Consider the following 22,207-nt stretch of genomic DNA (forward strand, 5'->3'; position numbering starts at 1 on the left):
CCCGTATCCGCTACCCGCCCCCAACGAAGAGAAGCCCGTGAAGATCGTCTTCCTGATCCACAACCGGTACGCCATCGGCGGCGTCATCACCAGCACGCTCAACCTCGCCGCCGCACTCGCCGAGCGCCACCGGGTCGAGGTCGTCTCCCTCCTGCGCGACCGGGAGCGCGCCGTCTTCCCCCTCGCCCCGGGCGTCACCCCGGTCGACCTCCTCGACCTGCGCCCCGCCGCACCCCGCTGCGACGCCGACGACCCCCTCCACCACCAGCCTGTCCAGGTCTTCCCCGTCCGGGACGGCATGCGCTCCAAGGAGAACAGCCGACTCGTCGAGGTCAGGCTCGCCCGCTACCTCACCTATACCGACGCCGACGTCGTCATCTCCTGCCATCCCGGCATCGCCGTGTGCCTGGGGCGGATGGCCGGCGACTTCCTCAAGATCGCCCAGATTCATCAGGCCGGTCACACCTTGGGCGCAGACCAGCGCACAGCCCTGCGTGACGCCGCCCGCGGACTCGACGCACTAGTGTCAGTCAGCCGCGAAGACGCGGACAACATCCACCAGATCGTCGTCGGCTCCGGTGTCCACACGACCTCCATCCCCAACTGCGTCCCTCCGCCGCCCGGTGAGCCCGCCGACGGACGCGGCACGACGATCGTCGCCGCAGGCCGTCTCGACAAGGGCAAGCGGTACGACGAGATCATCCGGGCCTTCGCCCCGATCGCCGCCCGGCACCCCGACTGGCGGCTGAGGATCTACGGCCGGGGTCCCGAACGCGCCGCCCTGGACACCCTCGTCGGCGAACTCGACCTGCACGACCAGGTCCTCCTCATGGGAGCCTCCGCACACATGGAACGGGAGTGGCCCAAGGCCGACATCGCCGTCTCGGCATCGGCCTCCGAGTGCCTCCCCATGAACATCATCGAGGCGATGGCGGCCGGCCTGCCCGTTGTCAGCACGGACTGCGACTACGGCCCCCGGGAGATCATCACCCACGACCAGGACGGCCTCCTCGTCCCCGTCGGCGACACCGAGGCACTCACCACCGCCCTGCAGTACCTCGTCGAGGACCCGCGAAACCGCCGCCGCATCGGCCGGGCGGCCCAGCAGACGGCCGCCCGGTACGCACCCGACGACATCGCCACCCGGTACGAGTCCCTGATCGACCTCCTACGCCGGCGCCGGGACCTGCCCCGCACGGCGGACTGGGAGGTACGCGCCAACGGCGACGTCGCCGTCCACGTCGACGACCCGGCCCGGACCACCGGCCTGCGCCTGCTGTGCCGCAACACCGCGGCGGGGACCGAGACCGCCGTCGCTCTCGTCCCCTCCCCCGCCCCCGGCCGGCCGTGGCGGCACACCGCGGTCGTGCACCACCGGGACCCCTTCCCGGGCGAGGGGTGCTGGGACCTGTACGCGGCGGACGCAGGGGAGCTGCCCGGCAGGCGCCTGATGGGCGGCGCCTTCGACAACCGCCACCTGAGCCGCATCGACGGCCCCGAGGGCACCCGTGGCGTCTTCCACGCCCTCGTGCCCGCGGTCGGCGAGGACGGGGGCCTCAGCCTGCGCAGCTGGGTGAGGCCGGTGCACGCGGAAGCCGACCGGGTGCACCGGACCGGCCGCGAGGGGTTCTCTGTGACCGGCCGCCTGTGGGGTGCCGCACTCGCGGCGGGCGCCGAGGTCCTCCTCGAAGGGCGGGGGCATCCCGGGCTCACGTTCACCGTGCCGGTCGAGGCCCTCCCCGACGGTGGATTCCGCTTCACCGTTCCGGTACAGCTGCTGGCCCGCCGACGAGCCACCGAACACGACGTGTGGGACCTCCGCCTGGTGCCCGCCCAGGGCTGCCCGCCCGTCCGGATAGGCCGCTTCCTCGGTGACTACACCGACAAGAAGACAATTCACAACTATGCGCCTGTCATCCTGAAACGGACCAGGCGGGGCCCGACCCGGATACGCCCCTTCTTCACCGTCGGCAGCGAGCTGTCCATGAACGCCGTCAACCTGTCCGTGAACGACATCAACCCCGGGTAGCAGGTGCCCCGCCCTCCGCCCGCGCGTCCGGCCCGGCACATGCCGCGCCTTCGGCCGCGCCGGCCGGGACGGGGAGCCGGACGTGCACGGCGAAGCCCCCCTCGGCGGTGGCGGTGGCGGTCAGCGAGCCCCGCATCTCCGCCACCCTCCGTCGCAGACCCTCCAGACCGATCCCGGAGCTCTCCCACGGCCGGGGCTCGCCGCGCGGCGGCCCGTTCTCGACGAACAGCTCGACCTGCCCCGCCCGGTGGTGCAGCCGCAGCCGGATCGGGGCACCCGCTCCGTATTTGATCGCGTTGGTGATCCCTTCCCGCCCCACCCGGTACAAGACCGTCTCCACGCCCACCGACAGCGGGCCGGGCACCCCCCGAACCGACAGCCCGACATCCAGTCCCATCCCGGCCATCGTGCGGACCAGAGCCTCCAGGAAGGTGCCGTATCCGCTGCGGGACAGCCGGGCGGGGGGCACCGGGTCGCCCGGACCACGGCGCAGGACGTCCAGGATGCTGCGCAGGTCGGCCATGGCCGCCCGCGCCGACTGCTCCACTGCTCCGGCCGACCTGCGAACCTGCTCCGGGCGGCCGGCACCGGTACGGATCGCGGCCGCCTGGAGGCTGACCACCGCCAAGTGGTGGCCGATGCTGTCGTGCATGTCGAACGCGAGCTTGGTCCGCTCCTCCAGAACCGCGTATGCGACCGCCTCGTCGAGCGCCGAGCAGACCTCCCGCAACTGCCCGGAAACAGCCTCGACGAGCTGCTCCTGCCGGCGCAGCCGGTCCCCGAACAGGCCGGGAGCCACGACACAGGCGGCCAGATGGTAGAAGAGGGCCAGGTTCCACGGGTCCGCCTCGACCAGCGGGCTGCCGGCCACGTAGCCGGCCCCGGCCGCCGCCAGCCACGCCGCCCGACCGGAGCGGCCGTAGCGCCCCATGCTCCAGGCACCGAAGACCAGGGGGGTGGCACTGTCCGTCGAGAGAGTCGCGAGCACGCTCGCCACCAGAGCGGCTTGCGGCAGCGTCCGCCGGGCGAGCAGCGGCAGCGAGCACAGCACGGCGACCAGCAGGGCGCTCGGCAGCGACGGAGCCAGCCCGGAGGGGCGGGCCATCAGGACGCCGACCAGCGCAGCGGCAGAGGCCAGCAGCGTGACCAGTACGTCGGCCCACCGCGGAGGCATCCGCTGCCAGCAGAGGAGCAGTGGAACGTCACAGCGGAACCGTCCGGACCACGGGCGGCGACGGGAGGAGGGCATGGCAACCTTCTGAGCACTGCGGAAACGGGGACCGCTTGCAGCCTGACGCGCCGAGCGGCGCCCAACCGCCCTCCGAGGTCGACGGTTCGGCCGAAGGGTGACTCCGTACGGAACGAACGTTGATCCCGACCCCGACCGGTGGCGGGCCGGGTACCCATTCGCCCCGCGCCGCGCGCCGCCCCGACGGCCCGGGTGCCGCATCCTTGGGTCGGCAGCACACCGGCGCAGGTCCGGGCGGGCAGGAGGGCACGATGCGCACGAAGGGCACCAGGGCCCCCTTCACCGCACGTGCGGTCGGCCTGCTGCGCAACAGGGAGGCGCTTGCCGGCTTCGCCCTCTTCCTGGTCTGGGGCGTCCTGTGCACACTGGTGCCCCCTGAGTTCGACACCGGCCTGGTCTCCGACCACGGCGTCGTCGTCCTGCTCGGATGGCTCACCTCCGCCACCCTGCTGCTGTACCGTCGCCACCCCCTCGTCCCCGCCGCCGCGGCGACGCTGTTCCTGCTCGTAGCCGACGGTCGCCCGCCGCTGGTTGCCGCGGCAGCGGCCGTGACCTGCTTCGGAGGACGCGCACGCTGGGCCTGGGTCACGGCCATGGCACTGAGCTACGTCCTGATCCGCGGGGTCGCCCTGCCCACCTGGTGCGCCGACCGCAACCTCGGCAACGTCCTCCTCGGCAACCTCCTGCTCCCCGCCCTGTTCGGGGAGGGCATGCGCCGCTACCGCGCCACCACCGACGTGCTGCGGGCCAGAGTGGCCCGGGCCCGCGAGGAGGTCGAACAGGCGGCCGACCTCGCCGCGGTCGAGGAGCGCACCCGTTTCGCGCAGCACACCCACGACGTCCTCGGCCACAAGATGACCGTCCTCGTCCTGCAGGCGTCGGCCCTGCGGCTGCGTGCCGACGACGAGGAACTGCGCGAACGGGCCAGGCTGGTCGAGGAGTCCGCCCGATCCGCCATGGCCGAGGTGCGCACGGTCCTGGAGACGCTCACGGCCCCCGCCGGGCACGCCGCCGCCTTCGACCTCGACCGCTTCCTGCGCAGCCTCTGCGACAACATGGCGGTGACCGGCATGGCGCTCGAGTACACCGCGGACCGCAAGGTCGACGACCTCCCCGGCGACGACGCCCTCCTGCTCCAGCGGGCCGCCAGGGAAGGCCTCACCAACGCCGCCAAGCACGCCCCCGGCGCCACCACCGCCATGCGGCTGGAGGTGGCCGGCGGTTCCGTCCGCCTCCGCGTGGCGAACGGGCCCCGGCGCGTCGGCCGTGTCGTCCGCGACTCCGGAGGCCTCGGCCTCGCCGCCCTGCACCGGGCCTTCGCGGACGCCGGCGGGACCCTGGCGGCCGAGCCCGACGAGACGGGCGGATTCGTGCTGACCGCGGTCCTGCCCTACCCGCGGTAGGGCAGGACCGGCCCGCGGGCCCCGTCACGGAACAGGCGCCTCACCCCGCACCGGGGTGAAGCGCCTGCCTCGCTCCGCACTCGGATACAGCCTGGTCAGGACAGCAGCGCACCAGTCAGGGCCAAGACGGCGGCCACCGCGGCCAGTACGGCGGGGTCTGCGGCCCTGCACGGCCCTGCGGTGCGCTCGGCGAGCGTGGCCACCACCCACGCGGCGGCGATCGGTACGACCAGCCAGTCCAGTCGCACCGGATTCCTCAGCAGGACGGCCAGCGACACGTAGAGGGCGGCGTAGACCAGCGCGATCTGCCCTGCCGTGCTCCAGGGCCGCAGGACACCCCGGCCCGGATCGTCGGATCCCATGCCACGGCCCCGATCAGAAGCAGTAGCTCTGGATACTGGCGATGCCCAGGATCTCCGCAGCCGCACCACCCGCTATCTTCGCGAAGTCGGACGCCTTGCCCGCGCCCCACAGCAGCTTGACTGTCCGGGCGACTCCACCGAGACCCTTGATCGCCTTGTAGGCCTTCCCCGCAGGAACGAACGCCGCTGCGACGGCCGCGGCGCACTTGGTGTACTTCCAGGTCGAGCCCCAGAAGGAGCGCGCGTAGCCGTTGGAGTCGGCCAGTCTGACGAACGTCTCGCGCGCCCGCGCATCGCGCGGGTAGAAGGCCCGGGCCAGGGACTGCGGGGAAAGGTCCGTTCCCAGCGCCGTCAGGCGATCGTCGAGCCCGTCCTCGGTGATCTCCGGGATGCCGAGCTCCGACGCGAGTGAGGCGGCCACGTGGTGGACGGCCGCCTGCTGTTCGGTACCGGACCCACTGGCGGCGGCCACGGGCGACATGACACCGAGGGCCATAGTGGTGGAGACGGCGACAGCGGCCGCCCTGAGCCCCGGCCGGCTAGCGTACAGATTGCGCATGAAAGTATGACTCCCGTCATCGAAGCATGGCCTTCCCCGGCGAACCGGCTCAGCCGCCCTGCATCGCAGGGGAGTCCGCCGCGGGGTGCGGGCTCGGCCCACTCGGCTCTCTGTGAAGATCATTTCTGCTGGGCCGGGTGCTGCCCTACGGTCCCAAGTCCCAAGGCGTACGGGATCCTCATCCACCTCTGGCCGGCCGCCTGTCACCGATCGCCGCGCCGGTCAGGAGGACCGCCCCTGCGCTGCGGGCGGGCAGCGGAGAACTGCTGGCCCAAGCACGCCGCCCACACGGGTCAACGACCGCGGACGCGCCCTCCCCACCCGACTCCCCGCACAGCCTCAAGGCGGGATCACCGATGGCCGTCGATCCACCACGCCGACGGACGTGGCCTCACGCCTTCCAGCTCCCGGCGGAGCATCGACTCCCAACCGCCCCGTCAAGCCGTACCGCCTCCGCCGCACGACCCGCAGCCCGAGGACGAGGACGGCCCCGGGCCGTTAGGTTTTCCGGGACAGCTCGTACGGCATGCGGCACACCCGGGGACGAAACAGCATGGGACACGGAGCACGGAAGCAGTTGGCGGAGCTGCTCGGCGGCGCACGGCGGCGCGGGGACTTCAGCACCCGTACGGAGATGCCTGCCGGCGCGCTGCGCATCGAGGTCGACGGGGTGGGGGAACTGCCGCTGCCGCTGCGAGCCCCGGTCACCAGGAAGCTGATCGCGCAGGCCCGGCAGGCGTCCTTCGGCCGGGGCGAGCAGACCCTGTCGGACACCACAGTCCGCGACACCTGGGAGATCACCCCCGACCGCGTGACGCTCGGCGGCACTGACTGGGGCCGCACCCTGGACGGCGTCCTCGACGGTGTCCGTACCGCGCTCGGCCTGCCGCCCACCACCGTCCTGCGTGCCGAGCCGCACGCACTGCTCCTCTACGGCAGGGGCCAGTTCTTCCTACCGCACCAGGACTCCGAGAAGGACGACTCCATGGTGGGGACTCTGGTCGTCTCGCTGCCCTCGCACCACACCGGCGGCGAACTCGTTGTCGCGCACGCCGGCCGCAGCGTCGTCCACCAGGCGTCCCGCGAGAAGTTGACCTTCGTCGCCTTCTACGCGGACTGCCTGCACGAGGTCAGGCCCGTCACCTCCGGCTACCGCGTCACCCTCACCATGAACCTCCTCGCCGAACGCATCCGCCCGCCCGGTGAGGACGACGGGGATCCGGTCGCCGACCTGGTGCACTGCCTGACCAGACACTTCACCGAGCCGGCGGAGGACCGCTACCCCTACGGCCGCCGCAAGGCCGCGCCCCCGAACCGCCTCGTGTACCTCCTCGACCACGAGTACACCCAGCGCGGCCTGGACTGGGACCGGCTCAAGGGAGCCGACGACACCCGCACCACCCTGCTCCGCCGGGCCGCCGCGGAGGCGGACTGCGAAGCAGTCCTCGCGTTGGCCGAGGTGAAGGAGACCTGGGACGCGCACGCTCCGTACGATCGCTGGGACTACTACGGCGAGGTCGAGCACCACGACGACTGCGAGGACGAGGAGTGCGGAGGGGAATGCCTCCTGGACCCCGAAGGGGAACCCGGTGCCGAGCGCCGCCGCAGCGGCGACTTCTCCCACTACGAACTGGTCGAGCTGATCGACGACGAGATCACGCTGAGCTGGTGGACCCGCCCGGACGGCACCGGCGGCGAGCAGATCAACCTGCCCGTCCCGTACGCCGAGGTGTGCGCCACCACCCAGAACAGGGACCTGACGCCCTACCAGTCCGAGTACGAGGGCTACATGGGCAACTACGGCAACACCCTCGACCGCTGGTACCGGCGGGCCGCCGTGGTCCTGTGGCCCCGGCAGCGCTCGTTCACGGCCCGCGCCGAGGCCGGCGCCGAGAGTGCACTGAGGGAACTCCAGGACCACCTGGAAGCCGGGGACCTCGACCGGGCGCGCTCGCTCGCCCGGTCGCTCACCCCGTTCTGGAAGCACCACGGCTCAGGTGAGGGGGCCGCGCCGCTCTTCGACGCCGCCCTGCCCGTCGCGGTGGGCCTGGGCGAAGCGGACACTGCCGCGATGCTCCTCGAGCCTTTCAGGGTGGAGACCCTGGGCGAGCGGCACGCCCCGGGCCTCGCGGAAGCTGCCGCCCGGTACGGAAGGACGTGGGCCCGCGGGGCCGTCAGCAGATGGTTCGGCACAGCCGGGGGGTACACCCGGGCCGACCGTGCGGCGTGGCTCGCATCGCTGCCCGGTCTGTGCACCGCACTGCAGGCCGCCGACGGCGACGGGGAAGCGATCGCCTCGCTGCTGGTTGAGGGTGCCTGGCAAGCAGTCGAGCAGCAACTCACCGGCTGGCTCGCCGTCAGCCGCGAGGCGGAGCGCCGCACGGGGATGGAGGGGCTCGGCGCACCGCTGACCCATGTCCTGCAGGCGGCAGGGCCCGAGACCGCCGCCGCCATCGCCGCCACGCTGTGCGGCCTGCCGGACACCGTGCTGGAATGCCTGCTCCCCGCCCTGCGGACAGCGGCCCGCTACGGTACGGCCGGACCGGACGGCGCACCCGCCGTCCGCGCCTTCCAGACCCTCGCCGGCCACTGCGACGACCGGCTCACCGCAGTCCTCACCCGCCCCGTGCGCGCAGCCGACGACTGGTCCCTGGCCCCGGCCGGGGCGTGCCCGGCCGGCTGCGTACTCTGCCCGGACCTGGACGCCTTCCTCACCTCCCGTACCCGCCACGCCATGGAATGGCCGCTGGCGAAGGAGGGGCGCCGCCACCTCCACAGCCGTATCGACCAGGCGGGCCTGCCCGTCTCCCACACCACCCGGCGCCAGGGACGTCCCTACGTCCTGGTCCTGACCAAGACGGAGGCCGTCTTCACCCGCGAACACGCGGGCCGCATCCGCGCCGAGGCCGACCTGGCACGGCTGCGGGGGGAGTGGCCCCGGTGGTGCAGCTGAGGGCGGCTGTTGACGTCGGACGTTGACGGCGGGGCGAAAGGAGGCAGTGGTCTTCCCAGTCGGCAACGGCATGCCGGGCAGCAGCGGTGGGCCCCGTCGGGCCTCTGCGCCGCCCGGGCCGGCACGGCGGTCCGCAGGGGAGGCGGACCTCCTGGCCGGGTCACTCCGCGGGTGCTTCCCCGCCACCCGGCGGGGGAGCACCCGCCGGGTGGCGGATGGCCGGTAGAGACCCCGGTCCTCCAGGCTGGGGGCGCGGCCCACTGCAGGCAGGAGTGCGCTCCCGCTGCCGTCCGCCGGTCCCCGGCGCGGACAGTTCAGGTCGCCGCAAGCCCCGGATACCGGCTGCCGCTGTGCACCGGCTCGCCGCGACGGCCGGCGAGCCGGCCCGCTGCGCGGGCGTCGCGGCCCCGTGCGGGACCGGGCCGATGCCCGGCGCTGCCGATGCGCGCGGGAGACCGTAGGAAGGAAATCCTGTGAACACCGCATCCGCCCCGGAGGCCACCGGTGCCGAGTCGCCGGGCGTCGGGGAGACGCTGAGGGCGCTGTACGGGTACGTCCGCCCGCACCGGTGGGCCGTGGCGCTCGGTCTGCTGCTGGCGCTGGTGGGGGCGGCCGGAGGCCTGCTGCAGCCGCTGGCGACGAAGACGCTGGTCGACCGGCTCTCGTCCGGCGGCACGCTCGGCACCCTCCTGCTGGTCCTGACCGCGCTGGTGCTGCTCAGCACGGTGGCCGAGGCCTTCGGCGCCTACGTGCTGGAGCGGACGGCGGAGTCGGTGGTCCTGACCGCCCGCCGCGGCCTGATCGGCAGGCTGCTGCGGCTGCGGCTGACGGCCGTGGACCGGATGCAGCCCGGTGACCTGATGTCGAGGGTGACCTCCGACACCACCCTGCTCCGGGCGGTCAGCACCCAGGCCGTGGTCAACGCCGCGACCGGGGCACTGGCGCTGGTCGCGGCGGTCGTGGTGATGGCCTTCCTCGACGCCGTCCTGCTCGGCGTCGCACTCGCGGTCGTCGCGGTCGTCGGGGCGGGTGCCGCCCTGGTGATGCCGAGGATCGGGCAGGCCGCCGAGCGCGCGCAGGAGGCGGTCGGGGAGATGTCCACCGGCCTGGAGCGCGTCTTCGGTGCGTTCCGCGCGGTGAAGTCGTCCGGCGCGGAGGAGCGGGAGACCGCACGCGTGGAGGCCTCGGCCCGGCGGGCCTGGCGGCACGGCGTGCGCGGCGCGAAGTGGGAGGCCCTGCTGGGAACGGCGGACAACCTCGCCGTCCAGCTGGCGTTCCTCGCGGTGCTCGCAGTCGGCGGGGCGCGCGTGGCGTCCAAGGACATCCCGGTCTCCACGCTGATCGCGTTCCTGCTGTACCTGTTCTATCTGATGGAGCCGGTGTACAAGCTGGTCGAGGCGGCCTCCGCGTACCAGGAGGGCGCGGCGGCGATCTCCCGCATCAAGGAGGTGGACGGGCTGGAGGCGGAGCCGCCGGCCGCTCACGGGCCGGTGCGCGGCGGGGGGCGTCCGGTGTCCGTGCGCTTCGAGGGCGTGTCCTTCCGCTACGGGGCCGGGCTGCCCGATATCCACCGGCGGCTGGACTTCGACGTGCCGGGCGCCGGTATGACGGCCTTCGTCGGGCCGTCGGGCGCGGGCAAGTCGACGGTCTTCTCGCTCATCGAGCGGTTCTACGAGACCACCGGCGGGCGCATCCTGGTCGACGGCGCGGACATCCGGCAGTGGCCGCTGTCCGAGCTGCGCTCCGTCATCGGGTACGTGGAGCAGGACGCTCCGGTGCTGGCCGGCACCCTGCGCGAGAACCTGGTCTTCAGCGCGCCGGGCGCGACGGACGACGACATCCGCGCCGTCCTCGTACGGACCAGGCTCGACACGCTCGTGGAGCGGCTCCCGCACGGTCTGGACACCCCGGTCGGGCACCGCGGCTCGAAACTGTCCGGCGGTGAGCGGCAGCGGGTGGCGATCGCCCGCGCGCTGCTGCGCAGGCCCGGGCTGCTGCTGCTGGACGAGGCGACCTCGCAGCTCGACGCCGTCAACGAACTGGCACTGCGGGACGTCATCGCCGAGACGGCGCGCGAGACCACCGTCCTGGTCGTGGCCCACCGCCTGTCCACGGTGACGGACGCCGACCGCATCGTCGTCATGGATGCCGGCCGGGTCCGCACGATCGGCACCCACGAGGAACTGGTCGACCGGGACGAGCTGTACGCACAGCTGGCGGCTACCCAGCTCCTGGTCCCGGCAGGGCCCTCCGCCGGGTGAGTGGAGTGCGCAGCAGGGCTGCCCCCGCCGCTCGGCGGGGGCAGCCCTGCTGTGTGGCGCGGTGGAGCCGGACGGCAGTCGGGTACCAGCCACGGGCAGGGTGCGGAGCTGGGGGCGGGGACGAGCAGCGGGGTGACCAGGACGAGAGCGCGGCGGGACTGCCCGGTCATCCACTGCCTGCGGTCGGCCGCGGTCATCAGACATGGGAGCAGGGAGCCGGGGGAGACACCCGCGACCAGGGCCTCCGCGAGGACCAGCACCACAGGGGCTCTGACGTGCCCCCGCTCGAGCCTTGGGGCGGCGAGCGCCCAACCGGCGGTCACGGCGGTGATCACGTCAGGACGAAGGTCAGGGGATGTCCGGTTCCGGTGCGACAGCACGTACGGATCAAGAGGAGCAGGTCCCTGCCGCGTGGGGAGCACGCGGGGTTCCGGGAGCCCGGGTGCAGCGCCGCCGTATCCGCACTTTGGGATCCGCGGTTCGCGGACGGCGTCGCCGGGCGTTCCCGTCCGAGCTGGTCGGGACCTGTTTCAGCCCGTTCGGCGGGGCGCCGGACCGGGCGGTCGGGATGAGGGGCCCGCAAGGGCTGTCGGAGCCGGGCGGCCGGTGACCGGCCGCCGCCCGCCCGCCCGGTCCGGTGTCAGCGCACGTGCTTCGCCGGCTGGGTGGCGGCGTTGAGCAGCGCCTCCAACGGTCCGCGGCGGAAGAAGCGGGACCAGAGCGCGGCGAACACGACCGCCCCGAGGATGAACGCGGCCACGGGGATCCAGGACGTCTGGGTGCTCTCGCCGGCGGGTACGGCGAGCACGGACTGGGCGAGGAAGTGGCCGACGTAGGCGGTCAGGGACATGGTGCCCACGGCGATGAGCGGTGTGGCCAGACGCCGCAGGCGCGCCGCGCGGTCCATCAGCACCGTCGCGCCGACGATCACGAGGATCGCGACTCCCACGCTGCCGATGACGTCGAACGTGGTGCCGCTGTGCGGCCCGGCGGACAGCAGTTCCGCGGCTGCCCGCTGCGGGGCGTCGAGGGATCCGCTGCCGAACGACGACGCCTTCTCGAAGCCGGCGGACGACTTCCCTTCCTCCGCGGTGCTGCGCAGGGCGTTCGGGCCCGCCAGCAGCAGGGACAGGCCGTACGCCCCTACGGTCAGGGCGGCGCCGAGTGCGGCCAGGCGCCGCTGGACGGTGACGGCCGTCAGGTCGAGGCGGGCCAGCGCCATGCCGGCGACGACGAAGGACATCCAGGTGATCGTCGGGTAGAAGCCGGTGAGCAGCAGGTCGAGGACGCCGACCTCGCTGATCTTCTTGAGCGGGTCGTAGGCGCCGACGGCCTGCTGGACGGACTCGCTCAGCTGCGCGTTCAGGACGAACGCCAGCTGGGGCGTGGTGAGCGCGAGCCCTGCGGCGGTGATCGCCAGTGCCTTGGCGGACAGCCGGAGCAGGGGCAGGGCGAGGAGGAAGTAGACGCCGTAGAAGCCGAGGATGATCACGCCCCCGTACTCCATCGCCAGCACGGTGCCCAGGGCGAGCAGCACCACGGCGCGGATCGCGATCCGGGCCTTGGCCTGCCGGCCGGCGAGGCCCGTCTTCGGGGTGCGGCGGCCGGCGATGAGCATCAGGGAGAACCCGGCGAGGGTGGCGAACAGCACCGACGAGTGCCCGTCGGCCAGGTAGCGGACCCAGGTGCCCGCGCCCGACGTCGCCGACAGCGGCGGGCCGATGTGGACGACGTACATGCCGAACACCGCCAGCGCGCGGGCCAGGTCCACGCCGACCAGGCGTCCCGTCGAGGGGCCGGGCGGGGCTGCGGGGACGGCAGGCGCGTTCTCCGGCGGAGCTGGTGTCGCCTGCGGCGGCTGTATCTGTGTCATAGGGGCAATCTCCCTGTGCAGCATGGGGGCGGACCATCCGGCAGGTTTCGGTGGCACCCCCGCCGACCGGCCGGGACCACCCCCCGACCGGCTGGACCCGACCCGCCGGGTGTCCGCACTCCGGGAGCGGGTACGCCACCCCGTACCCTGCGGGACGTACGGTCGGCGTCGGGCGAACGCGTAGGCGGGGCACCTGGGCGCACGGGGCGCGGAGCAGCCGGGCAGAGCAGTCGGGAGCATGAGGTGGAACGGCGGTGATCCGGGTAGTGGTGGTGGACGACGAGGCGCTGGTGCGCTCCGGCTTCGAGATGATCCTGAACGCGTCCGAAGGCATCGGGGTCGTGGCGACCGCCGTGGGCGCCCGGGCGGCCGACGTGGTCCGGCGCGAGCGGCCGGACGTCGTGCTCCTGGACATCCGCATGCCGGACGTGGACGGCCTGACCGTACTGCGGCAGATCCAGGAGCTGCCCGAACCGCCCCACGTGGCCATGCTGACCACCTTCGACACCGACGAGTACATCCTCACCGCACTGCGCTCAGGGGCCTCCGGCTTCCTCCTGAAGGACACCGAGCCCGAACAGCTCGTCCACCTGGTCCGCACCCTGGCGGCGGGCGGGGTGGTGATGTCCCCCAGAGCCTCCCGCACGCTGCTCCGCAGCCACCCGGGGGCCGGAGGGGCACCCCGGGACGCCGAAGCCGCACGCGTGGACCTCCTCAGCGACCGGGAACGCGACGTCCTCACCCTGATCGCCGAAGGACTCTCCAACGCCGACATCGGAGCCCGCCTCCACCTCAGCCAGGGCACGGTCAAGGACCACGTCAGCTCGATCCTCACCAGACTGCGGGTCACCGGCCGCGTCCAGGCCGCACTTCTCGCCGAGCGCGCCGGACTGCTCACCCGCACCGACGGCACGGCAGGGGACAGCGGGCGATGAGCACGGACCGGGCACCGTGGCGGCGCCCGCCGCCCTGGTCCGTCGACGCGGGCCTGGTGGTCCTGGCCGCTCTCGACGCCTGGATCAACCTCCTGGGCGAGGGCACCCCCGTCATGTGGGCCTGCGCCGCGGCGGGCTCCGCCGGACTGTTCCTGCGCAGGCGCTTCCCGCTCGCCGTCTTCCTGCTGACCCTGCCCATGGCCCTGTTCATGGACGTCGCGGTCGCCCCGGTCGCCGCCCTGTACACCCTGGCCGCCTCCACCCGCAACCGCCCGCTCCTCGCGGGCTGCGCCCTGCTGAACGCCGCCGCCGCGACCCTGGTCTGGCCGTCGGGAGCGTTCGACGGGGACCGGACCTGGACGCTCGTCCAGTTCGTCTACACGCTGGCCACGGCCGCAGCACCCGTCCTGTTCGGCCAGCTCGTCCAGGCCAGGCACGACGTGGCCCGCCAGCTCGTCGAGGTCGAAGAGGCCCGGGAGCACGAACGGGCCCTGTACGCCCAGACCGTCCTCGCCCGCGAACGCGCCCAACTGGCCCGCGAGATGCACGACGTCGTCTCCCACCAGGTCAGCCTCATCGCCGTACAGGCAGGAGCCCTTCAGGTCGCCGCCAAGGACCCCGACGCCCGCGAGGCCGCCCGTACGATCCGCACCCTCAGCGCGAACACCCTCGACGAACTCCGCCACATGGTCACCCTGCTCCGCGCCTCCGGCGGGAGGGCGACCGAGCTCACCCCCCAGCCCACCCTCGCCGACCTCCAGCAACTGATCGCCAACAGCGGCATCGAGACCTCGCTGACCGGGCGGCTCCCGGCCGGCATCAGCACCACCGCGCAGCGCACCGTCTACCGAACGGTCCAGGAGGCCCTCACCAACGTGCGCAAACACGCCCCCGGAGCCCGCGCCGAGGTCCACCTGTGGGCCGACGCCCACCACTTCGGCGTCGCCGTGACCAACACGGCTCCCACCCGTCCGTGCGTCGCCCTCCCCAGTGCCCGCCACGGACTGGTCGGCCTGAAGGAACGCGCCGAACTCCTCGACGGCACCCTCACCGCCGGACCCACCCCGCAGGGCGGGTACAGGATCGAACTGCGGGCCCCCGCCCGGCCGGCCTGACCCCCGCAGCCTGCGCCCCGGCCCGTGGACGGCCCTCCTCAGCGCGCGCCGAGGAGGTGCTCCAGGGCGAGCTGGTCGAGGTGTTCGTAGGCCATGCCGCGCCGGGCGGCGGCATCGGCGTCGAATTCGTCGAAGGCGGACCGGTCGGCCAGGAGCCCGGCGAGGCCGTCCTCGGCCGTGGGGAGGGCGAGTTCGGGGAGCCGGGAGGCGCTGAGCGCGGCCCGCACCTCCGGATCGGAGCGGAAGGCGCGGGAACGCTCGGCCAGCAGGAGGTAGTTGCGCATACACGCGGCCGCCGAGGCCCAGACGCCCGCGGAGTCCTCCGTGCGCGGCGGTTTGAAGTCGAAGTGGCGGGGCCCGTCGTACCCCGCCCCCTCCAGCAGGTCGACCAGCCAGAAGGCCTGGCGCAGGTCGCCCGCTCCGAAGCGCAGGTCCTGGTCGTACTTGATGCCGGTCTGACCGTTGAGGTCGATGTGGAACAGCTTGCCGTGCCACAGGGCCTGGGCGATGCCGTGCGCGAAGTTCAGCCCGGCCATCTGCTCGTGGCCGACCTCCGGGTTGAGGCCCACCCGCTCCGGCTGCTCCAGCTCGTCGATGAAGGCCAGGGCGTGGCCGATCGTGGGAAGCAGGATGTCCCCGCGCGGCTCGTTCGGCTTGGGCTCGATCGCGAAGCGCAGGTCGTAGCCCTGGGACCCGACGTACTCGCCCAGCAGGTCGAAGGCCTCCTTCAGCCGGTCGAGGGCGGTGCGCACGTTCTTTGCCGCACCCGACTCCGCGCCCTCGCGGCCGCCCCAGGCCACGTAGACCGAGGCGCCGAGCTCCTCTGCCAGGTCGATGTTGCGGATCGTCTTGCGCAGTGCGTACCGGCGGACGTCCCGGTCGTTGGAGGTGAAGGCGCCGTCCTTGAAGACCGGATGGGTGAAGAGGTTGGTGGTGGCCATCGGTACCTTCAGGCCGGCCGTGTCGAGCGCGGTGCGGAAGCGCTTGACGGCCTGCGCGCGCGTGGCCTCGCCGGCCGCGAAGGGGATCAGGTCGTCGTCGTGGAACGTGACGCCGTAGGCGCCGAGCCCGGCCAGCCGCTCGACGGTCTCGACCGGGTCGAGGGGGCCGCGGGTCGCGGCGCCGAAGGGGTCCTGTCCCTGCCAGCCCACGGTCCACAGGCCGAAGGTGAACTTGTGCGCGGGGACGGGGGTGAGCGGGTCGCTGGTCATGAGGGGCTCCGGAGCAGGCCGAGGGCTATTTGTAATCGCGAAAAACAAATTAGTATGCGGACAGCCCCGAAGGAACCCCGCCGGAGGAAACCGTGTCTGCTCAGCGTGTCGTGATCGGTGTCGACAGCTCGACCCAGTCCACCAAGGCCGTCGCCGTCGACCTGGACTCCGGCGCCGTCCTGGGCGAAGGCCGCGCCCCGCACACCGTCAGCCCGGGCACCGGACGGGAGAGCGACCCCGAACAGTGGTGGCGTGCCCTCGGCGAGGCCGCGGCGGAAACCGGCTGGGCGGACCGCGCCGCCGCCTGCTCGGTCGCGGGCCAGCAGCACGGCCTGGTCACCCTCGACGCGGCCGGCCGGCCCGTGCGCCCGGCCCTGCTGTGGAACGACGTCCGCTCCGCTCCCCAGGCCGCCGAACTCGCAGCCGCGTTCGGTCCGGCAGAACTCGCACGCCGTACCGGCAGCGTCCCCACGGCCGCCTTCACGTCCGCCAAGTGGGCCTGGCTGCAGGCGCACGAACGGCCCGCAGCCGACCGCACCGCGGCCGTCCGCCTCCCCCACGACTTCCTGACGGAGCGGCTCACGGGGGAGGCCGTGACGGATCGCGGTGATGCATCGGGAACCGGCTGGTGGGGACCGGACGGCTACGACGGGGACGTCCTCGGCCGGATCGGCCTCGACCCCGGGCTGCTGCCCCAGGTCCTCCCCCCGGGCGCCCGGGCGGGTACCGTCCGCGCCGGGACCCCCCTGCGCAAGGGGGCGCCGGTGGCTACCGGAACCGGTGACAACATGGCCGCCGCCCTCGGGCTGGGCCTGCCCCCCGGACGCCCCGTGCTGAGCCTCGGCACCTCGGGCACCGTCTACGCCGTCGGCCGGACCCGGCCCGCCGACCCGGGCGGAACCGTCGCCGGCTTCGCCGATGCCCTCGGCGGCTGGCTGCCGCTCGCCTGCACGCTCAACTGCACCCTTGCCGTCGACCGCTTCGCCGCCCTCGTGGGCCGGGACCGCGAGGACGTCGAAGGGGGCGGCACGCTCGTGGTGCTCCCCTACCTGGACGGCGAGCGCACCCCGGACCTCCCGGGTGCGTCCGGCCTGGTCCACGGACTGCGCCACGACACCACGCCGGGACAGGTCCTCCAGGCCGCCTACGACGGCGCCGTCCACGCCCTGCTCGCGGCACTGGACGACGTACTGCGCGCCGGGGGCGAGAACCCCGCCCCCGACGAACCACTGCTGCTGATCGGCGGCGGCGCCCGAGGCAGGGCCTGGCAGCGGACCGTCCTGCGCCTGTCGGGCCGCGCGGTACAGGTGCCCGACATCCGCGAACCGGTAGCCCTCGGGGCCGCCGCCCAGGCCGCCGCGCTGCTCACGGGCGAGCCGGCGGATGCCGTCGCCCGACGCTGGGGGACCGCCGGCGGCCGGGTACTGGAACCGGTGACCCGGGACGACGACGCGCTCGCAAGGATCGCCAGTACCCTGCGGAGGGCGCGGACCCTGCAGGAGGCCGCGCCCGCACGACGATAGGAGCACGGCGCACATGGCGGGGACGGGCAGGGCGGGCGGAGCCGTGGAAGCCGGGCCCGCCTCGCAGCAGGGGATGCGCCGGCAGAACCTGGCGGTCGTGACGGGCGCAGTGGCTGCGCACGGCCCGCTCTCCCGGGCGGACGTCGCCGGCCGCACGGGCCTGACCCGGCCGGCCGTCTCCTCCCTGGTCGACGAGCTCATCGCCCGCGGCGCGCTGGCCGAGGCGCAGGCCGCGCCCAGCGGACGCGTCGGCCGCCCCGGACGGGCGCTGGTCCTCAGCGACCGCGGCCCCGCAGGCCTGGGGCTGGAGATCGGCGTCGCCCACCTCGCCGCGTGCGTCGTGGACCTGCGCGGCGCACCGCGGGTATGGCGCCGGGTGGAGCAGGCCAACGCGGGACGGCCGCCCGCGCAGGTCCTGGCCGAGGCGGCCGCGCTGGGCGCCGAGGCGGAGTCGCAGGCCGCTGCCGTGGGCCTGCGCGTCGCGGGCCGGGTCGTGGCCGTGCCCGGCGTGGTTCCGGACGCCCCCGGGGGGCTGGTCGCCAACGCCCCCAACCTCGGCTGGCAGGCCGTCCGCCCCGCCGACCACTGGCCCGACCCCGACAGCGTGCCGGAGCCCGAGAACGAGGCCAATCTCGGCGCCCTCGCCGAGCAGCGGGAGCAGGGGAACCCGGCCGAGACGTTCGTCCACGTCTCCGCCGGGGCCGGGATCGGCGCCGCGCTGGTGCTGGGCGGGCAGCTGTTCCGGGGTGCCCGGGGCTTCGCGGGCGAACTCGGCCACCTGCCCGTGCACCCCGAGGGCGCGCCCTGTCCCTGCGGGGCCCGCGGCTGCCTGGAGCAGTACGCCGGCGAAGCAGCCGTCCTGCGCGAGGCCGGGCTGGCCGGCGCGCGCGACCCGGTGGCCCTGCTGAGCAGCAGGGCCCGGGCCGCGGACGCGGCGACCCTGCGCGCCCTGGACCGGGCCGGACGGGCCCTGGGCCTCGCCCTGGCCTCGGCGGTGAACCTGATCGACCCGGACTCCCTGGTCCTGGGCGGCGCCTACGCCGAACTGGCCGACTGGCTCCTGCCGCCGCTGCGCGCCGAACTGGCGGCCCGGGTCACCGTCCGGCCCTGGCCTGCCGAAGCAGTGCGGCCCTCCGCCCTCGGCCGGCGCGGCCCGGTCCTGGGTGCCGCCTGGTCGACGGTCCACCGGATCATCTCCGACCCCGCGCGGCTCCCGCTGCCCTGACGGCTGCGCGTCAGCGGTACGCGCACTGACGAGGCCGCCGTGAAGGCCTGTGTCGCGCACCCGTGGACGGGCGTACCCACAACTCCGTTTCGTATGCAGCGTGTTCTACTGCTGCCGGGGCGGGCATACATCGGCTTGCCCGACCCGAGTGCGTCGGTACGGAGGGGAGTTCAGGAGCGTGAGCGAACGCCGCAACGGCAGGCCCACCCTGGAACAGGTCGCAGCACTGGCCGGTGTCGGCCGGGGTACGGTCTCGCGGGCCATCAACGGAGCCCCGGGAGTGAGCGAGCAGGCGCGGGAAGCCATTGCCCGTGCCGTCGCAGAGCTGGGGTACGTACCCAACCAGGCGGCCAGGGTCCTGGCCGGCAGCCGGACCGATGCGGTGGCCCTCGTCATCCCGGAGACCGAGGCCAGGGTGTTTGCCGAACCGTACTTCCTCGACCTGATCCGCGGGGTGAGCACCGAACTGGCGGTCGCGGACAAGCAACTGCTCCTCACGCTGGTCCGCACCGGGGCGGAGCGGCAGCGGTTCGCGCACTACCTGGCCGCGCAGCGGGTCGACGGCGTGCTGCTGGCCTCCGTGCACGGGGACGACCCGCTGCCCGCCCTCATCACGGGGCTGGGGGTGCCGCTGGTGATGAACGGGCGGCGTTCGGCGGCCGAGGCGGCGGCCTACGTGGACTCCGACAACGTCGGCGCGGGACGGGCGGCCGTCGCCCACCTGGTGGGCCGTGGCCGCAGCAGGATCGCCACGATCACGGGGCCGCAGGACATGTACGCGGCCCGGGCGCGGCTCGGCGGCTACCTGGCGGGGCTCGCCGAGGCGGGGATCGTGCCCGACGAGGCCCTGACGGCCGCCGGGGACTTCACCGAGGCGGGCGGCCGGCAGGCGATGCGCGAGCTCCTGGCGCGCGATCCCGGGCTGGACGCGGTCTTCGCGGCGTCGGACGTGATGGCGGCAGGTGCGCGGGCGGCGCTGCGCGAGGCGGGGCGGCGGGTCCCCGAGGACGTGGCGCTGGTCGGGGTGGACGACTCGGCGGTGGCGCGCCTGATGGATCCGCCGTTGACGAGCGTGCGGCAGCCGATCGAGGAGATGGGCCGCACGATGACCAGGTTGCTGCTCCAGAGGATCGGGGAGAGGCACGGCGCGGCTCCCGTGGCGGGGGACGAACTGCAGCGGATCCTGCCGACGGAGCTGATCGTGCGGGAATCTTCGTGAGGGCCGGGGCGGGGCGCGGTTCGGCCCGGGGCCGTACGGAACGCGGACGGTTCCGTACGGCCCCGGGCCTCTACCGGCGGTGCGTCACAGCGCGGGGTACGCGTTCTTCATGAGCTCCTGGAACTGGGCGGAGAACCACTGCCCGGCCAGCGGTGCGTTCGGGAGGGCCCCCGACATGCTGTTGCCGTTGCGCACGTTGCCCGTATAGGTCGGGTCGCACATCCGGTCGAAACCCTTCCCCTCGTCGTTGGGGATCTCCCTGCTCGCGCCGTCCGACTCGCCCGGCGGCTTGACCCACACGTACGCGTCGATGCCGGCTGCGGGGGCCGCCTTCGGCCGCTCGCCCAGCCCGGCGCCCGACTGGTTGCACCAGTTGCCGAGGTGGATGCGCCGGTCGTACCGGCCGCCGTTGACGTACGTGTCGACGTTGGTCGAGGGGCCGGGGCCGGTGGGCCGGGCGGTGCCTCCCCAGCCGTTGCGGGAGGTGTCGATCAGCATGCCGATGTTGGGGTCGAAGCCCAGGGAGACCAGTTTGCTGCGCATGCCCTGGGCGTAGGACAGTTCGTCGGTGTAGCGGTTCCAGTCGACCCACTTCGACTGGCGCACGGGGGTGCCGTTGACGGAGCCGTCGATCGTGAAGTGGTCTTCCTTCAGGGCGCTGAAGTTGGCGGTGTTGACGACGAAGCCGTGCACGTTGGCCAGCGTGGAGCCCTCGGAGGTGGCGGCATGCCTGAACATCTCGGCGGAGGCGCCGAGGTTGTCGTCCCAGCCGAGCCAGCCGTGGTGGCCGGCGTCCACGTAGTTGTAGACGTTGGCGATCGCCCCGAGCTTGTTCAGTGCGTATCCGATGCCCTTGACGTAGTTCCCGTTGGCCTTCATCACGTCGCAGTTGGGGGTGGCCGTCGGCCGCCCGGACACGTTGGTGACCAGGTTCGGCAGGGAGTCGATCTCGACCGCGGTGACGATCCGAAGACCCGCGTACTTGGGGTCGGCGAGGATCGTGGCGATGGGGTCGATGTACTGCGTCTTGTACTTGTCGATCTCGGTGGGGCCCAGTTCGCCGTTGGAGGCGAGCGCCGAGCAGTCCCGGCCCGGCAGGTTGTAGATCACGAACTGGACGACGAGTTCACCGCTGCCCTTCTGCGCCAGAGCCGCGTCGAGGTGGGCGCGCAGGCCCATCTTGCCGGACGCGCCGGTGACGGCGGCGATGCGGTCGAGCCAGACGGCCGTGGGCTGGTGGGAGACCCTGCTGCCGCCGGGCTCGGCGGCGGCATGGGCCGACCACTCGGGGTTCACGTACATCCTGGCGCCGGCGTAGGGGTTGTCGACCTTGCCGCCGGTGGGCGGAGGCGTGGTCGGCGGTGTGGTGGGGGGCTGGGTCGGCTCGGTGGCACCGTTGCAGGTGACGCCGTTCAGCTTGAACGTCGCGGGGACGGTGTTGGTGCCGGTGTGCGAAGCGTTGAAGCCGAAGGACGTCGAACCGCCCGTGGCCAGGGAGCCGTTGTAGGACATGCTCTTCGCGGTGACCGCGGCCCCGGACTGGGTGAGGGTGGCGTTCCAGCCCTGGGTGACCTGCTGGCCGTTCGCGTAGGACCACTCCACGGTCCAGGAGGCGACCGGGTCACCGGTGTTGGTGACGATCACGTTGGCGCCGAATCCGGAGTTCCACTGGTTCGAGACCTGGTAGTCGATCCTGCAGCCGGCCGCGGCGGCACCGGAAGTGGTGCCGAATGCGGTGGCGGTGGCGCCGGCGGCCGTGATGAGGCTCAAGGCCGCCAACAAGGCGGTCCGGGGGACTGTGCGGCTCATGTCGTGCCTTTCGTTCAGGGCGCGCCGGTTGCAGCGCAGCCCAGTGCCGAAGGGGGACAGTGCGGGGGAACGCGGTCCGTGACCGGGGCGAATTCGGGAAGGGCTGTTCCTCTTGCGCGGTTCTTTGCAGGCGGTGCCGGGACCGCCGGGTAGACCGTCACGGGACGAGGCGTGTACCGCTCCGCCGGGGGCGGTGAGGTGCACGGGCTCCTACGTGCGGCAGGGTGCGCCTTGACGGGGCGCCGACGGATGGAAGCGCTCCCACTTGTTGCGGCCCAGACCGTAGCGCCAGCGGACACCGAAGGAAAGAGGAATCGAGCAAATACCTCGATGCCTGCCCGGACTGTCCGGACGTCTTGACGGCGCCCCGTCACGCCTGCACAGTGGGAGCGCTCCCAGTCAGTCCAGGACGTGTGCGGCGTACCTCGCGGGCGGCGCCGCGCCCGTCTTCGCCCACCACCGGTTCCGGGCCCGGGCGGAG

15 protein-coding genes are annotated in these 22,207 nt (G+C 73.3%); 9 read left to right on the plus strand and 6 right to left on the minus strand.

The window, feature by feature from the left end; translation table 11 throughout:
* Positions 1-37 precede the first annotated feature (37 nt).
* On the plus strand, positions 38-2,029 hold the full coding sequence (locus ACZ7JZ_RS21490; protein WP_470941504.1) for a glycosyltransferase: 1,992 nt from the start codon (positions 38-40) through the stop codon (positions 2,027-2,029).
* On the opposite strand, the gene ACZ7JZ_RS21495 is transcribed toward ACZ7JZ_RS21490, so the two are convergent.
* On the minus strand, positions 2,016-3,203 hold the full coding sequence (locus tag ACZ7JZ_RS21495; RefSeq protein WP_470941506.1) for a sensor histidine kinase: 1,188 nt from the start codon (positions 3,201-3,203) through the stop codon (positions 2,016-2,018). The genes ACZ7JZ_RS21490 and ACZ7JZ_RS21495 overlap by 14 nt on opposite strands.
* A 326-nt stretch (positions 3,204-3,529) precedes the next feature.
* Here ACZ7JZ_RS21495 and ACZ7JZ_RS21500 point away from each other — a divergent pair, with 326 nt between their 5' ends.
* The gene (locus ACZ7JZ_RS21500) at positions 3,530-4,681 is read left to right on the plus strand and encodes a sensor histidine kinase (protein ID WP_470941508.1); all 1,152 of its coding nucleotides are present in this window, start codon (positions 3,530-3,532) and stop codon (positions 4,679-4,681) included.
* Positions 4,682-4,776: 95 nt separating this feature from the next.
* Here the strand turns inward: ACZ7JZ_RS21500 and ACZ7JZ_RS21505 are convergent, their stop codons facing one another.
* A complete protein-coding gene (locus ACZ7JZ_RS21505) occupies positions 4,777-5,043 on the minus strand; it encodes a hypothetical protein (protein ID WP_470941510.1) in 267 nt (88 codons plus the stop codon).
* A 13-nt stretch (positions 5,044-5,056) separates the two neighbouring features.
* A complete protein-coding gene (locus ACZ7JZ_RS21510) occupies positions 5,057-5,602 on the minus strand; it encodes a hypothetical protein (RefSeq protein WP_470941512.1) in 546 nt (181 codons plus the stop codon).
* 553 nt (positions 5,603-6,155) lie between these two features.
* Here ACZ7JZ_RS21510 and ACZ7JZ_RS21515 point away from each other — a divergent pair.
* Complete coding sequence (locus ACZ7JZ_RS21515; protein ID WP_470941514.1) at positions 6,156-8,555, plus strand: 2OG-Fe(II) oxygenase; 2,400 nt, start codon at positions 6,156-6,158, stop codon at positions 8,553-8,555.
* A gap of 473 nt (positions 8,556-9,028) precedes the next feature.
* On the plus strand, positions 9,029-10,816 hold the full coding sequence (locus tag ACZ7JZ_RS21520) for an ABC transporter ATP-binding protein (protein ID WP_470941516.1): 1,788 nt from the start codon (positions 9,029-9,031) through the stop codon (positions 10,814-10,816).
* A 640-nt stretch (positions 10,817-11,456) separates the two neighbouring features.
* On the opposite strand, the gene ACZ7JZ_RS21525 is transcribed toward ACZ7JZ_RS21520, so the two are convergent.
* Complete coding sequence (locus ACZ7JZ_RS21525; protein WP_470941518.1) at positions 11,457-12,689, minus strand: DUF418 domain-containing protein; 1,233 nt, start codon at positions 12,687-12,689, stop codon at positions 11,457-11,459.
* Between the two features lie 254 nt (positions 12,690-12,943).
* Here ACZ7JZ_RS21525 and ACZ7JZ_RS21530 point away from each other — a divergent pair, with 254 nt between their 5' ends.
* Entirely contained in the window at positions 12,944-13,624 is a 681-nt protein-coding gene (locus ACZ7JZ_RS21530; protein WP_470941520.1) for a response regulator, read from the plus strand.
* Positions 13,621-14,739: a sensor histidine kinase gene (locus tag ACZ7JZ_RS21535; RefSeq protein ID WP_470941521.1), complete on the plus strand. Its 1,119-nt coding sequence runs from the start codon at positions 13,621-13,623 to the stop codon at positions 14,737-14,739. The genes ACZ7JZ_RS21530 and ACZ7JZ_RS21535 overlap by 4 nt, the downstream gene beginning before the upstream one ends.
* A gap of 38 nt (positions 14,740-14,777) precedes the next feature.
* Here the strand turns inward: ACZ7JZ_RS21535 and xylA are convergent, their stop codons facing one another.
* On the minus strand, positions 14,778-15,950 hold the full coding sequence (xylA, locus tag ACZ7JZ_RS21540; RefSeq protein ID WP_470941523.1) for a xylose isomerase: 1,173 nt from the start codon (positions 15,948-15,950) through the stop codon (positions 14,778-14,780).
* A gap of 92 nt (positions 15,951-16,042) precedes the next feature.
* Between xylA and xylB the strand changes: the two genes are divergently transcribed.
* The 3 genes from xylB (at position 16,043) to ACZ7JZ_RS21555 (ending at position 19,917) form a co-directional block, all read left to right on the plus strand.
* Entirely contained in the window at positions 16,043-17,473 is a 1,431-nt protein-coding gene (gene xylB, locus ACZ7JZ_RS21545; RefSeq protein ID WP_470941525.1) for a xylulokinase, read from the plus strand.
* Between the two features lie 13 nt (positions 17,474-17,486).
* Positions 17,487-18,698, plus strand: a complete 1,212-nt coding sequence (locus ACZ7JZ_RS21550; protein WP_470941527.1) for an ROK family transcriptional regulator — start codon at positions 17,487-17,489, stop codon at positions 18,696-18,698.
* Between the two features lie 178 nt (positions 18,699-18,876).
* Positions 18,877-19,917 carry a LacI family DNA-binding transcriptional regulator gene (locus ACZ7JZ_RS21555; RefSeq protein WP_470941529.1) on the plus strand — a complete coding sequence of 347 codons (1,041 nt, stop codon included), beginning with the start codon at positions 18,877-18,879 and terminating at the stop codon, positions 19,915-19,917.
* Between the two features lie 84 nt (positions 19,918-20,001).
* On the opposite strand, the gene ACZ7JZ_RS21560 is transcribed toward ACZ7JZ_RS21555, so the two are convergent.
* Entirely contained in the window at positions 20,002-21,726 is a 1,725-nt protein-coding gene (locus tag ACZ7JZ_RS21560; protein ID WP_470941531.1) for a glycoside hydrolase family 6 protein, read from the minus strand.
* Positions 21,727-22,207: the final 481 nt, after the last annotated feature.

The organism is Streptomyces sp. NPDC038213, from assembly GCF_055600495.1.

Coding starts and splice junctions, on each gene's coding strand:
- ACZ7JZ_RS21495 (WP_470941506.1), bottom strand. CDS start 3,203: ATGCCTCCGCGGTGGGCCGACGTACTGGTCACGCTGCTGGCCTCTGCC.
- ACZ7JZ_RS21510 (WP_470941512.1), bottom strand. CDS start 5,602: ATGCGCAATCTGTACGCTAGCCGGCCGGGGCTCAGGGCGGCCGCTGTC.
- ACZ7JZ_RS21515 (WP_470941514.1), top strand. CDS start 6,156: ATGGGACACGGAGCACGGAAGCAGTTGGCGGAGCTGCTCGGCGGCGCA.
- ACZ7JZ_RS21500 (WP_470941508.1), top strand. CDS start 3,530: ATGCGCACGAAGGGCACCAGGGCCCCCTTCACCGCACGTGCGGTCGGC.
- ACZ7JZ_RS21550 (WP_470941527.1), top strand. CDS start 17,487: ATGGCGGGGACGGGCAGGGCGGGCGGAGCCGTGGAAGCCGGGCCCGCC.
- ACZ7JZ_RS21535 (WP_470941521.1), top strand. CDS start 13,621: ATGAGCACGGACCGGGCACCGTGGCGGCGCCCGCCGCCCTGGTCCGTC.
- ACZ7JZ_RS21505 (WP_470941510.1), bottom strand. CDS start 5,043: ATGGGATCCGACGATCCGGGCCGGGGTGTCCTGCGGCCCTGGAGCACG.
- xylA (WP_470941523.1), bottom strand. CDS start 15,950: ATGACCAGCGACCCGCTCACCCCCGTCCCCGCGCACAAGTTCACCTTC.
- ACZ7JZ_RS21525 (WP_470941518.1), bottom strand. CDS start 12,689: ATGACACAGATACAGCCGCCGCAGGCGACACCAGCTCCGCCGGAGAAC.
- ACZ7JZ_RS21560 (WP_470941531.1), bottom strand. CDS start 21,726: ATGAGCCGCACAGTCCCCCGGACCGCCTTGTTGGCGGCCTTGAGCCTC.